Origin of the sequence: Mesorhizobium sp. LSJC285A00 (assembly GCF_000503155.1) — a bacterium.
In the GTDB taxonomy this organism is placed as follows: domain Bacteria; phylum Pseudomonadota; class Alphaproteobacteria; order Rhizobiales; family Rhizobiaceae; genus Mesorhizobium.
This window is the reverse complement of the sequence record NZ_AYVK01000032.1, coordinates 16,991-29,015: the sequence shown is the minus strand read 5'-3', so window position 1 is coordinate 29,015 and position 12,025 is coordinate 16,991. Positions and strand designations below refer to the sequence as shown.

General features: G+C 60.9%; 13 protein-coding genes. 8 read left to right on the top strand and 5 right to left on the bottom strand.

Features of this window, described 5'->3' with window-relative positions; genetic code table 11:
* Positions 1-215: 215 nt before the first annotated feature.
* From X726_RS145970 to X726_RS0135980, 3 genes are all read left to right on the top strand, one after another.
* Positions 216-1,556, top strand: a complete 1,341-nt coding sequence (locus X726_RS145970; protein ID WP_023671915.1) for a glycosyltransferase — start codon at positions 216-218, stop codon at positions 1,554-1,556.
* A 202-nt stretch (positions 1,557-1,758) separates the two neighbouring features.
* Entirely contained in the window at positions 1,759-2,862 is a 1,104-nt protein-coding gene (locus X726_RS145975) for a glycosyltransferase family 4 protein (RefSeq protein ID WP_023671914.1), read from the top strand.
* An 82-nt stretch (positions 2,863-2,944) separates the two neighbouring features.
* Positions 2,945-3,622, top strand: coding sequence for a polysaccharide deacetylase family protein (locus X726_RS0135980; RefSeq protein ID WP_023804733.1), 678 nt, complete (start codon positions 2,945-2,947; stop codon positions 3,620-3,622).
* On the opposite strand, the gene X726_RS145980 is transcribed toward X726_RS0135980, so the two are convergent.
* Complete coding sequence (locus X726_RS145980; RefSeq protein ID WP_023671912.1) at positions 3,552-4,511, bottom strand: glycosyltransferase family 2 protein; 960 nt, start codon at positions 4,509-4,511, stop codon at positions 3,552-3,554. The two genes, X726_RS0135980 and X726_RS145980, sit on opposite strands and share 71 nt — an antisense overlap.
* A gap of 230 nt (positions 4,512-4,741) precedes the next feature.
* Between X726_RS145980 and X726_RS145985 the strand changes: the two genes are divergently transcribed.
* Positions 4,742-5,506, top strand: coding sequence for a Stf0 family sulfotransferase (locus X726_RS145985; RefSeq protein WP_023671911.1), 765 nt, complete (start codon positions 4,742-4,744; stop codon positions 5,504-5,506).
* A 141-nt stretch (positions 5,507-5,647) separates the two neighbouring features.
* Here X726_RS145985 and X726_RS145990 read toward each other — a convergent pair whose 3' ends face one another.
* Genes X726_RS145990 through flhA form a run of 3 tightly spaced genes read right to left on the bottom strand, consistent with a single transcriptional unit; the run spans position 5,648 to position 8,869 of the window.
* Positions 5,648-6,031 (bottom strand): hypothetical protein, encoded by a 384-nt coding sequence (locus X726_RS145990; RefSeq protein ID WP_023671910.1) that lies wholly within the window; start codon positions 6,029-6,031, stop codon positions 5,648-5,650.
* Between the two features lies 1 nt (position 6,032).
* On the bottom strand, positions 6,033-6,785 hold the full coding sequence (fliR, locus tag X726_RS145995; RefSeq protein WP_023671909.1) for a flagellar biosynthetic protein FliR: 753 nt from the start codon (positions 6,783-6,785) through the stop codon (positions 6,033-6,035).
* Entirely contained in the window at positions 6,782-8,869 is a 2,088-nt protein-coding gene (gene flhA / locus X726_RS146000) for a flagellar biosynthesis protein FlhA (RefSeq protein WP_023671908.1), read from the bottom strand. Before flhA ends, fliR begins: the two co-directional genes overlap by 4 nt.
* Before the next feature lie 123 nt (positions 8,870-8,992).
* Between flhA and X726_RS146005 the strand changes: the two genes are divergently transcribed.
* A complete protein-coding gene (locus tag X726_RS146005) occupies positions 8,993-9,292 on the top strand; it encodes a putative quinol monooxygenase (protein WP_023671907.1) in 300 nt (99 codons plus the stop codon).
* 39 nt (positions 9,293-9,331) lie between these two features.
* Here X726_RS146005 and X726_RS1000000170695 read toward each other — a convergent pair whose 3' ends face one another.
* Complete coding sequence (locus tag X726_RS1000000170695; protein ID WP_155921527.1) at positions 9,332-9,646, bottom strand: hypothetical protein; 315 nt, start codon at positions 9,644-9,646, stop codon at positions 9,332-9,334.
* Positions 9,647-9,816: 170 nt separating this feature from the next.
* Between X726_RS1000000170695 and X726_RS146010 the strand changes: the two genes are divergently transcribed.
* The 3 genes from X726_RS146010 (at position 9,817) to X726_RS146020 (ending at position 12,015) form a co-directional block, all read left to right on the top strand.
* A complete protein-coding gene (locus tag X726_RS146010) occupies positions 9,817-10,101 on the top strand; it encodes a hypothetical protein (RefSeq protein WP_023671906.1) in 285 nt (94 codons plus the stop codon).
* 71 nt (positions 10,102-10,172) lie between these two features.
* Positions 10,173-10,901, top strand: coding sequence for an XRE family transcriptional regulator (locus X726_RS146015; protein WP_031215268.1), 729 nt, complete (start codon positions 10,173-10,175; stop codon positions 10,899-10,901).
* A gap of 37 nt (positions 10,902-10,938) precedes the next feature.
* Positions 10,939-12,015, top strand: a complete 1,077-nt coding sequence (locus X726_RS146020; protein WP_023671904.1) for an extracellular solute-binding protein — start codon at positions 10,939-10,941, stop codon at positions 12,013-12,015.
* Positions 12,016-12,025 lie beyond the last annotated feature (10 nt).

The window sequence follows — 12,025 nt, the reverse complement described above, 5'->3', positions numbered from 1 at the left end:
GCAGCGCCTGCCTACGGACCGCAGCGCTTTCTCCGCCTGCTGCGAAACCACGTTGCAACGGCGTCGGAAACGGGGGACCGCTCCCAGCGCCATCTTTACGAGACAATCGCCTTTCATGGTGGCGCTTCACAGGGTGGCTGGACGGCAGGGACAAGCGTCGCCTTTACTCGGCAAAGAGCCCGTAAACCTCAGTTCCGCAACCGGGCAAATTCGAAGTGACGCAATCAATCAAAACCCTGATCGTGTCGGAGTATTTTCCCCACCTGCCGGACCAGATGGTCCATGGCGTCTTCCAGAGGCTCCGGCGTCACGCCGATGCGCTGGGTAGTGTCGGTTCCGTCGATTTCGTTTTCATGTGGCCGTTGCACTGGTCCGAAAACGAAGACCGGCAACGTCAATCCGTCGAGGATTTTCGGCGGTCATGGTCTGTTGCCGGGCGGATCATACTGATTTCACCGCCCGCTCTGCCGTCTTGGTTCCGGCGCTGGCCGCGCGATCTTGGCATCCGCGACGTGATCGCCGCGACGCGCGGCGCAGTCAGTTTCACGGAGGGCCGGGTCACGATGCGTTCCAGCCGTATGGCGGAAGTTTCCCGGCTTGAGCAGGCGATCAGCGAGTTGAAGCCCGACCTCATCCTGGCGCATCGATTGGCGTCGACAGCGGCTCTGATCCGCACGGTGATGGATTTGCCTCCGGTGCTCGTCGACTTCGATGACCTCGAACATGTCGCCCTTGGCAGGTCTCGCCAGATGGAGCGCTCTCCCGCGAAACGCCTTAAACTGAGCCTGGTGTCCGCGGTCGCACGCCGAACAGAAAGACTCGTCGCGGGGTTTGCGACGGTGGGCCTCGTGTGTTCCGAGCATGATCGCAAAATCGTCGAAGAGCTTTCGCCGGGCGCCCGCATCGAAGTCGCACCCAATGCTGCCGTGATGACCGGCCGTTCCCCGATGCCTTCCGAGCCAACGGCTCTTTTTGTCGGCTACACCCGATATCCACCGAATGCCGAGGCTATCCTCTGGCTTGTTGGAAAGGTTTTTCCGCTGGTCCGGGCACGGCTGCCGCGAGCGCGGCTCCTCATCGCCGGTGATGGCGGCCGCGAACTTGGAATAGATGACGCCGGCGCAGGGGTAGAGACGCTAGGATTCGTTACGGATCTTTCATCTGCCTATGCGAGGGCAAGGGTTGTTGTCTGTCCGGTCAAGCGTGGCGGCGGCACACGGATCAAGATCATTGAGGCTGCGCTGTACGGCCGACCGGTCGTTTCAACTTCCATCGGAGCGGAAGGGCTCGGTTTCATCGATGGCAAGGAAGTGGTCCTTGCCAATGAGGAAGGGGCCTTTGCCGAAGCGATGGTCGAGTTGATGAGCAGCGATGAAAGGTCGGCCAGCATCGGCGCTGCAGCGGAGGAACGGGCACGCCAACTTTACGGCGCGGAACAGGTGCGTTCCAATCTGGCAGCGTTGGCAAGGTCGATGGTCGATCCGGACACTGCGCAGACATCGAAATCCGAACTGGACGCCGATGCAACAGTGAACACGCCGATAGCGTACCTATAAGCCAACGTGTTTCACGCAGTTGGTCGCGATCCACCATTGCATACCGGAGCCCCTCACAAGCCTCGAAAACTCCGAGGTTTTTTCACCAAAGCGTGAACGCTACATTCTTGTTTTTGTCGCATTCCTTTGTTTTCAAAGCGTTCGACTGTGGGGGCCAAATATAGTGTTTTGCCGGGATTACTTCCGTTCCGAGGGCTGGTGAATGCGCTTCGGGATAGCGATCAGCAACCTGTCGACTTTCGGCGGGCTGCAACGGGATTGCCTCTCTATCGCCAGGAATATCGTGGCGGCGGGGCATGAGGTTACGATCCTGACCACGGAAATACGCGGGTCGATCGCAGACCCCGGCTGTTCGATCCAGATTGTAGAAGCCAACAATCGCACCAATCCCGGAAGGGATATCGCGCTTGGCGCCGCGCTGAAGGCGCATCGCCAGGGGTTTGACCGGATCATCGGTTTCAACAAGCTTCCGATGCTCGACATCTATTATTCCGGCGATCGCTCTTACGCGAAGATCAAGACAGGCGCGTGGCGCCCTTTTTCACCACGCCACCGAACCCAGATGCGGCTGGAGCAGCTTTGCTTTTCGCCAAGTTCGCGCACCAGCCTCATCATGCTGACCGAGCGCCAGCAAAATGAGTATCAGAGCGTCTGGAAAACGCCGGAGAGTCGGTTTCGACGCATTTCGCCCAATCTCGATCCGACGAGGCGCATGCCGCATCTACGCACCGACGGAACGCGCGAACGCATCCGGGCTGAATTGGGCATTGCGCCAAACAGCAAGGTATGGCTGTCGATCGGCTCCTCGGCTTGGGTAAAGGGCTTCGACAGGGTGGCGGCCGCGCTGGAGGCATTTCCCGACTCGGTCTGGGTGGTGGTGGGCGTCGTGCCTGTCAGCGGCATGGGCAGCCGCCTGATCCAGAAGGTGACAATACACGCCCGGGGCCGAACAAAGATCATTGGAATCCGAGACGACATACCGGCTGTTATGGCTGCGGCGGATCTTCTCATTCATCCTGCCCGAATCGAAACCACGGGAACGGTCATCGTCGAAGCCCTTGCCAATGCACTTCCGGTGATCACCACCGATACGTGCGGGTTTGCTCCCTTGGTCGAAAAGGCCGATGCCGGCGTCGTCATCGCCGGCGCGTACTCTTTTCGGGCGCTCGTCGAAGCCATCGCCATAGCACGAGCACCGGGCCAGCAAGCAGCATGGTCGTCACATGCCAAAGCTTTCGGCGGCGATCCTTTCTTATCCCATGGGCACGAGGAAGCGGCGCGCCTGTTTGTCGGAGAGCTTTGGTAGACACGGCCACATGCGCCGAGCCGAGGCTGTTGCTTTCAGGGGGGCTGGGCATTGGAACAGAAGCCTGACTATTTCGGGGTGCATGGCCGGCAAGATGAAAATCCCACGCTTCTCATCACCGTTTGACGCCCGGAAGCGTGACGCCGGGAAATTGCCGAAGCGCGTCTGGCTTACGCTCGACGATGGTCCGGAGCCCGGTCATACCGAGCAGATTTTGAAGGTGCTCGACCTTCATCGGATCAAGGCTACGTTCTTCGTGATTGGAGAAAAGGTGGCCGCTCATCCGGCCATCGTCCAGCGCGTCTTCGATGCGGGACACCGGATCGGAAACCATACGTTTTCGCATCGCCGTCTGACCGAGCTTAAACCAGCGGAAGTTCGCCAGGAGATCGAGAGCACCGGTAGTCTGATTTCCGCATTCACGCCGGGAGGGAAGATTTTTCGTCCGCCTTTCGGGGCTTTGAGCCGGGTCGTTTCAGAGATTGCGGATGAACTCGGGCATCGCACCCTTCTGTGGGATGTGGATCCAAACGATTGGGATCCTCACCGCCAGCCGAAGGGGTGGATCAGGAGCGCGCTTCGCGAAGTTCGAGCGAAGCGGGATTGCGTTATCCTCACCCACGATAGCCTGCCCACAACCGCTGAGAATTTCGACCTGTTCATCACGCTCCTGAAGAAAGCCGGCCCGATTACGTTCGAAGATCCAGCGACTCTTTGTGCGACCCACCTGGCCCTTCAGGCGTTCTCGTCGACCGATTGAGCCATAGCTTGAGCCGATACCGCCAGAACCGCCATTGCGTCCTTGCGGTCTTCGGCAAAGGCCTGGCGATCATGAGAAATCGTTCAGCTGTGCGGAAACTGCCGTGGAGGTAATGGACGCGGGCAATCTTGATGGCCAGAAGAGCTTCCCGCCTGCGCAATGTATCCTCGTCGATCCGAACAGTGCCAAGCTCGCGCAATGCCTTGCGCCAAATGAAAAACTGCGTAGCGGGCTGGACCAAAAGCCGATTGTCGGCCCGTGCAGTCGATATTTGGTAGGTCAGCACCGGGTTGGGCACCTTGTCGACGCCGGCCTGGGTCAACAGCCTTGCCCAGAACAGTGTGTCCTCCTCGTAGGCGACGCCTTCGGGAAAGCGGACTGTGCCGATCGCCAGGCTTCTGATCAGGGCAGCGCCGACGTTGATCGTCTCGCATTTGTCAATGAGATAATTGCCTGCGTTTTCGAGCTTTGATGGACCATATCCGGCTGGCGCGTCTATGAGCCGGTCAACGCCATCTGTGCGCCTGATATACGAGCCGACCACTATTCCGGTGCTCCCATGCTCGGTGCCCTTGCGCAGCAAGTTGCGCAGCCCGTCCTTCAGATGGATGTCGTCGGCGTCGATGAAGTAGAGCCATGGCGAGACGGCCGTCTTTATGCCGACATTGCGGGCGGCGCCCGCCTGAAATCGGTCCACCCGTTTGACCAACACCGGAAGCCCGCTTTGCCGGCCGGTCTGTTCGGCGATTTCAGCGGTGCCGTCCGCCGATCCGTCGTCGACGATCAGGATTTCCTCGATGAGGTCGGCTTCCGAAGCCAGCGACCGGATCGTCGAAGCGATCGAACGCCCTGCATTGTGTGCAGGGATGATCACTGAAATGTCTTTCATCCGTATGCCCCCACCCGACATCAGCAGTTGCGATTTGCAGGTTCGGGTCAAGCCGCAGTTTGGCGCGGGCGCCTTCTTGCGGCAACTTTCCGGTGAACAGGAGCGCGCCGGTTCGCTTGCTCGCCGGCCGGCGACTGTTTTTCGGGCGTTCGGCTTTGCCTAGCGGCAAATTGAGATTTGTTCTGCGAGGAACGCCGTTATAAACCCATTGCTGTTGGAGGAGATACTCTTTGAAGGGCGTTGCGCTTTTAACCGTACCGAGAAGCGGCTCCGAATGGCTTGGAAGCCTTGCGAATGCCACAGGTTCCATGGGGTGTTTCGGGGAATGGCTGGATCCAGACCATCTCAAATTCGTGGCCCGCTCTTATGACGAGCTGGAAAGCGCCGTCCTCAAGGCCGGATTGTCAGAAAACGGGCGTTTCGCCATCAAGCTGTTCCCTGGCCATCTGCGTGAAACGCGAGAAACGTTTGAGAAAGACTTTCTGTTTGAAACGCTGAAGAAGCACGAAATCGGGTTGATTTTCCTTGAACGGCGAGACCGGCTCCGACAGGCCATTTCGTACTATCGCGCCAGTGTTTCCAGGCAATGGACCAACAGAGCAAGGGGAACGGGAGCGAAAGCCGCCTACGATTTCGCGGAGATCTCCCGAGCCTGCATTTCTCTTGAAGATGGGTACTCGTTCTGGTCGAAATATCTCGACATGCTTGGGCTGCCCCACAAGCATGTCGTCTATGAGGAGATGTTTGAGGATCCGACACCTTTTTTGGAAGCGGTCGCTGAGCATATGGGTGTTGGAGCTCCCGCCGAGAGACCGGCTTCTTCGATTCAGATCCAGCGCGATGGCCTGACAGAAGAATGGGCAGAGCGTTTTCGATCGGATGCCGCAGCCAACGGGATTATTGATCTGCTGCTTGAGGAGAGACCAGCTGTAAGGACGTTGTCCAATCTTCGGCGGTTCTTCAAAAAGCGGCCACTAACCAAAGCCTATTCGTAGGATATCGGGCTGCGCAGATGCAGAGGTCATCTCGCTCGAAGCTGACGCGTTTAAGATCGCGGTAAACCGCGGAACGTCCAATGCGCGCAAGCCAGCCTGTCGACAGGCCGCCGGAAATGCTTGCATTTACTGGAACTGCAGCTACTCGCCGCCTCGCCTCTGCGCGATCAGATCGAGCCGGTCGCGGTCGGAGCGTTCGCGTTCGTCGCGGCTTCGCACGTCCTTGTAGGCACGTTCGACCATGTTGGTGCGCGCCGTCGCAGTGGCGATGAGCGTGACCTCCTGCCTGGCGCTTTCCAGGCTCGCTTCCTGCCGGACCAGCGCATTGGCGATGCGGCGATGGTAGAGGTCAGGGAACAGCACCGCCATCGACTGGTCGGCGTCGAAATGCTGGACAAGTTCCTTGGCCTCGGTTTCGGCGGTTGCGGCTGCCGCCAGGAAGGCCGCATGGCGCGTCTCGTGCAGGGCCTTCAGCTGCTCCTGCACCTTGACCAGTTTCTTCAGCCGTTCCTTGCGCGTGCTCATCTCACCTCGCCAGCGTCAGATCGACAAAGCCGTCGACGAACAGCGACAGCATGGTGCCGATGGCGAAGTAGAAGATGATCATGCCGCCGGCGATGACGAAAGGCAGCGAGATGAAGTAGACCGGAATCTGCGGCGTCAACTTGTTGACGAAGCCGATGGTCAAATTGACGAGGATGGCATAGGCGATGAACGGGCTGCCGAGCCGGATGACCAGGAAGAAGGCGTCCGACACCGTGTCGGTGAGATCGACCAGTGCGGCCTGCGGGTTGAAGAAGACGTTGACCGGCGCCACCGTGTAGGAGGCGACCAGAGCGCGGATGATCTCGTGGTCGAAATCGAAGACGAAGAGCAGCAGCAACGCTGAAAACGAGATGATGGCGGCGAGGGCCGCCTGCGGCTCCGGCTCCTCGATGGCGGGGCCGCCGGTGCCGCCATAGCCGATCAGCATGGCGATGGCCGAACCCATGAAGCGCAGCGCCTCCATGTAGAGCCTCGTCACCGCGCCGATCAGCCCGCCGACCAAAAGTTCGGAGATGATCATCGGCGCCAGCACCTGCGGACGCGCATCGACGAAGGGAAAGATCTTGTCCCACAGGAAGGCGAGCAGGCCACCGGTGGCGGCGATCGACACGAACAGCCGGACCTGGACCGGCACGCGGGCGCTGGACAGACCCGGCACCAGCATGAAGCAGGCGCCGATGCGACAGAAGGCGAGGAAGGCGGCGATGACGACGCCTTGCGACAGGATGTTCACGAGATCGTCCCGAGCACCTTGATCTCGACGCCCTTGGCGATTTCGACATGGGAGAGAACGGGAAGCGTCGTGAACAGGCGCTCGATGATCATGCGCACATAAGGCCGCGCATCGGGCGCGGTGACGAGGACAAAACGCTCGCCGGCCTCGAGATGCTTGCGGATCGCCTTGGTCGCGTCCTGGCCGAATTCCTCCAGCTGGCGCGGGTCGATGTCGAACTCGCGCACCTCGCCCTTGGCGTCGCGCTTGAGGCTCTGGTGGAAGGCGAGGTCCCAGCGGTTGCCGAGCCGCAGCACCTTGAGCATGCCGCCTTCGGAGAGATCGCCGCAGATCTGCTGGGCCATGCGGATGCGGACATGCTCGACGATCTGCTCGGTGCGGCGCACATGCGGCGCGATCTCGGCGATAGCCTCGATGATCAAATGCAGGTTGCGGATCGATACGCGTTCGGCCAGCAGCAGTTTCAGCACCGCCTGCAGGCCGGGGTAGGAGATGTGCGAGGTGCATATCTCGTCGGCCAGCTTGCGGTATTCCGGATCCTGGCGCTCGAGCAGCGCCTTCATGTCCTTGTAGGACAGAAGCTGCGGCAGGTTGTTGCGGATCACCTCGGACAAATGGGTGAGCAGCACCGACATGTTGTCGGCAAAGGTATAGTTCTCGCGCTTCAGATCCTCGGCGAAGGTTTCCAGCACCGAGAAGGCGCGCATGCCGAAGGCCGGCTCGCGGATTTCCTCGCCGGGAACGTCGGGCAAATCCCGGTTCCCCAGCAGCACCATGATCTCGCCGACGCGCATCTGATATTCGGCGACGACGGTGCCGTGGACCTTGATCTGATAGCTTTTCGGCGGGATGCCGAAATCGTCGGCGACGCGCACTTCCGGCACGACGAAGCCGTATTGCGTGGCAAATTTCTTGCGCATCTTGGCCATGCGGAACACCAGTTCCTGATGCGACACCAGCAGCCGCGTCGACAGCTGCTTGCCGATCAGAAGCTCGATCTCGGCGGTGGTCAGCGAAGCCTTGACCGAGTTCTTCTCTTCCTCGACTTTGTTCGCCTTCTCCAGATCCTTGATCGCTTCGGCGGCGGCAGCCTCGCGGTTGGCGCGCATCGGGATGACGTAGCCAAGACCGGCCATGCCTGCAGCCAGCGTGAAGAACGGGAAGAACGGCAGGCCGGGCATCAGGCCGAGCAGGACGAGCAGCGAGGCCGCGACATAGAGCGCGCGCGGATGCGCGCCGAGCTGGCCGAACACCGCCTGGTTGGTCGAGCCGCGCGTGCCGCCCTTGGACACCAGCAGGCCGGCGGCGAGCGAAACGATAAGCGCCGGGATCTGGGTGACCAGGCCGTCGCCGACCGACAGCTTGATGAAGACATCGGCGGCTTCGCCCATGCCCATGCCGTGCCTGATGTAACCGATGGCGATGCCGCCGACGATGTTGATGGCGGTGATGATGAGGCCGGCAATGGCGTCGCCGCGGACGAATTTCGAGGCGCCGTCCATCGAGCCGAAGAAGGAGGATTCCTCTTCCAGCTCGCGGCGGCGCAGTTGCGCTGTCTTGTCGTCGATCATGCCGGCGGACAGGTCGGCGTCGATCGACATCTGCTTGCCGGGGATCGCGTCGAGGGTGAAGCGGGCGCCGACTTCGGCAATACGGGTGGCGCCTTTGGTGATGACGATGAAGTTGACCACAATCAGGATCATGAAGACGATCAGGCCGATGACGAAATCGCTGGCCATCACAAGTTTGGAGAAGCCGGCGATGACATAGCCGGCGGCGTGCGTGCCCTCATTGCCGTGCGACAGGATCATGCGCGTGGTGGCGATGTTGAGCGATAGCCGTAGCATGGTGGCGATCAGCAGCACGGTCGGGAAGGACGAGAAATCGAGCGGCCGCTGGATCCACAGCGCCACCATCAGGATCAGCACCGACAGTGCGATCGAGAAGGCGAGGCCGATGTCGATGAGGAAGGCCGGGATCGGGAGGAACAGCACGGCCAGGATGATGACGATGCCGATGGCGAAGAAGACATCGCGGCCGTTCTTGGCCACTGTTCCTGTCGCTAAGCTTTCGCTGACGGCCATATCGTCCCCAATCACAAGCCTGCCGAGCACGCGACAGCCCTTCGAGCCTAACCGGTCAAGCTTGCGCGAGGGTGGGAGGACTGGTTACTTGCCAGGACGACAGAGGCCTTGAGGAGAGAGATCATGCTGGTGATCATCGGCACCATTCGCCTGCCTGCGCAACTGCTCGACGAGGCAAGGCCGGCCATGCGGCGCATGATACTGGGCAGCCGTGCGGAGCCCGGCTGCATCGAATACTCCTACGCGCAGGACGTGCTCGACGTCGGGCTCATCCATGTAACCGAGGTGTGGAGCGACAGGGCCGCGCTCGACGCGCATTTCCGCTCGCCTCACATCGCCGATTGGCGGGCGAGCTGGGCATCGCTCGGCATAGGCGAGCGCAACCTCATGCTCTATGAGGCCGGCGAGCCGAAGCCGATCTGAGGACCGGGCACAGTCAAGAAGGCGTGGGCCCAAGAAAATCTAGCAGGCGTTGACCTGTCTGCAGGACCATCCGCCGCCATCGGTATCGTGGCAGTCTTCATAGCTGCCGTAGCAGGTGTTCGTCGAATTGCGATACCAAGGGTAGCCGCCGGGACAGCAAACATCTTGTTGTGCAGTCTGGATAAATTCCTTTGCCGGCCGGCTTTGGTTTTCCGGATTGCCTCCCGCCAAAAAAAGAGACATCGGGTGTGACACAACAGACCTAACCGGCATATCCATGCTTGAATTGCTCACCGCAGACGAGCTCAAAAAAATCATGCCAACAGCTAATGAAAAAAATCCCCGCGCACTCATCTTCTCCTCCTTGAGGGAAATAGAGACGGCCAAAAATAACACAGCTGCGTCGATTGCGTAAGCGATCGCTCATATACCTCGACACGCTCGCGGGGAATTGAAGCGGGGCGGCAAGCCTGACTGCGCCTCAGCGCCAGAATGGCGCCGCAAGCAGCCGGCATTATGTCGGCGTGCTGATCGTCGCCGAACTGCACAGCGATCCGTCCGATGGTGAGACGCCGGTGCTGGCGCCGGCCAAATTCCGGCATGCGGTGCTGGTGCCGACCATGAACGTCCGGTCCACCGCCGAAACCATCCAGCGCGCCGTCGCCGAGGAACTGGCGGTGGTCGAGAATTTCGACAACCGGGCCGTTGTCGGGCTTTTGACCGAGGGCCATCTGATGCGGCGCTACGCGGAGGAACTCGACAAGGCGCGGCGCGACCGGGCGAAGACTAGGCCTCGGCCGGCATCTTAAATGTCCCTACTCGGCGCTTGCCACGTGTACAGTGTCACTGTACAAATTGTTCAGTGGGAGAAAAAGACGGGATGAGCACCGACCAGGCTCCGGTCAAGAATGGCGTCGCCTCGACGGCGACGCATGCCCATCAGATGCTGGGCCAGCGGCTGAAGAGCCTGCGTCTCGGCCGGCGGCTTTCGCTGCGCGAACTCGCCGAGCTGACCGGGACCAGCGCCAGCTTCATCAGCCAGCTCGAGCGCGGCCTGACCGGCGCCAGCACCGCCTCGCTCAACCAGATGGCCTCGGCGCTGGGTGTAAGCGTGGCGATGCTNCGCGGCCTGACCGGCGCCAGCACCGCCTCGCTCAACCAGATGGCCTCGGCGCTGGGTGTAAGCGTGGCGATGCTGTTCGAGGATAGTGCCGCCGGGCAGCGCGGGGTCTTGCTGCGCAGCGAGCGGCCGAGCCTGCCGCCCAGCGACGGCTGCCGCAAGATGCTGCTCTCGCGTCCCCCTTTAAGCGACATGGAAGTCTATGTCGGCGAGTTCGAAATCGGCGGCTCGACCGGCCCAGCGCTCTACACCCATGGCGACGCGCACGAGATGCTCGTCGTGCTGCGCGGCATCGTCGAGGTTTCGCTCGGCGATGTCAGGCATGTGCTGGAAGAGGGCGACAGCATCGAATACGCGACATCGACAGCACATCGCTCAGAGAACATCGGCAGTGGCCGAGCCGAGGTGATGTGGATCATTGCGCCACCGACTTCGGTGCGCGCCGAACTCGATCAATACAGGGCCTGGAAACCGCTCGCAGCCAGGTAGGTTCAATCCATGCGGGTCAAATGGGAGAACAATAATCATGCTGAAAACAAGACATCTTGGCCTTGGCGCCGTGCTGGCGCTCGGCGTTCTGGCAACCGCAGCGTTCGCGCAGGAAAAGCCTGTCGCGGGTGAGGTCAAGGAAGGCTCGCTCAAGGGCAAGACGCTGACGCTCGTCTCTTATGGCGGCATCTACCAGGACGGCCAGGCCGCCGCGCTCAAGGAGTTCGTCGGAAAGTCCGGCGCCACGCTGCTCAATGACGGGCCGACAGAGATCGCCAAGCTGCAGGCGCAGGTCGAATCCGGCAACGTCACCTGGGACGTCGTCGACACCGCCGACCTGCCGCCTTACGTCTATTGCGGCAAGCTGTTCCAGAAGCTTGATTTCAGCAAGCTCGACGTCTCCAAGGTGCCCGAGGGCCAGGTCGGCGAATGCTCGGTGCCGGCCATGAACTACGGCGTCGTGCTGATGTACAACAAGGAGAAGTATGGGGATAACCCGCCCAAGAACTGGGCCGATTTCTTCGACACGGCAAAATTCCCCGGCACGCGCGCGCTCGACGGTTCGGGCGACCCGACGGGCGGCCTGCTGGAGCAGGCGTTGAAGGCCTCTGGCGGCGACCCGAAGGCGATGACGGTGGCCGACATCGACAAGGCCATCGATGTCATCCGCAAGCTCGGTCCCGACACGATCTATTGGAAGACCGGCGCTGAATCGCAGCAGCTTGCCGAATCTGGCGAAGCCGACATGCTGATGATGTGGACCGGACGTGCCATGACGGCGGTGAAGAACGGCGCCAAATATGCGCCGGCCTGGCAGGACTGGCTGGTGGTGATGGACCAGATGACCATTCCGGTCGGCGTCAAGGATACGGATGCGGCTTATGCGCTGCTCAATGCCTATCTCGGCAAGGGGGCGCAGGAGATCCTGGCGCAGCAGACCTCCTATACGCCGATCAACAATGACGCGCAGCCCAAGGTCGATGCGTCGGTCGCCGCCTTCCTGACCAACACGCCCGAGCGCCAGAAGCAGGGTTACAAGCAGAACATCAAGTTCTGGGTCGAGAACTTCCCGGTGGCGCAGGAGAAGTGGTCGGCGCTGATGGCCGGCAACTGAACAGCCAAGT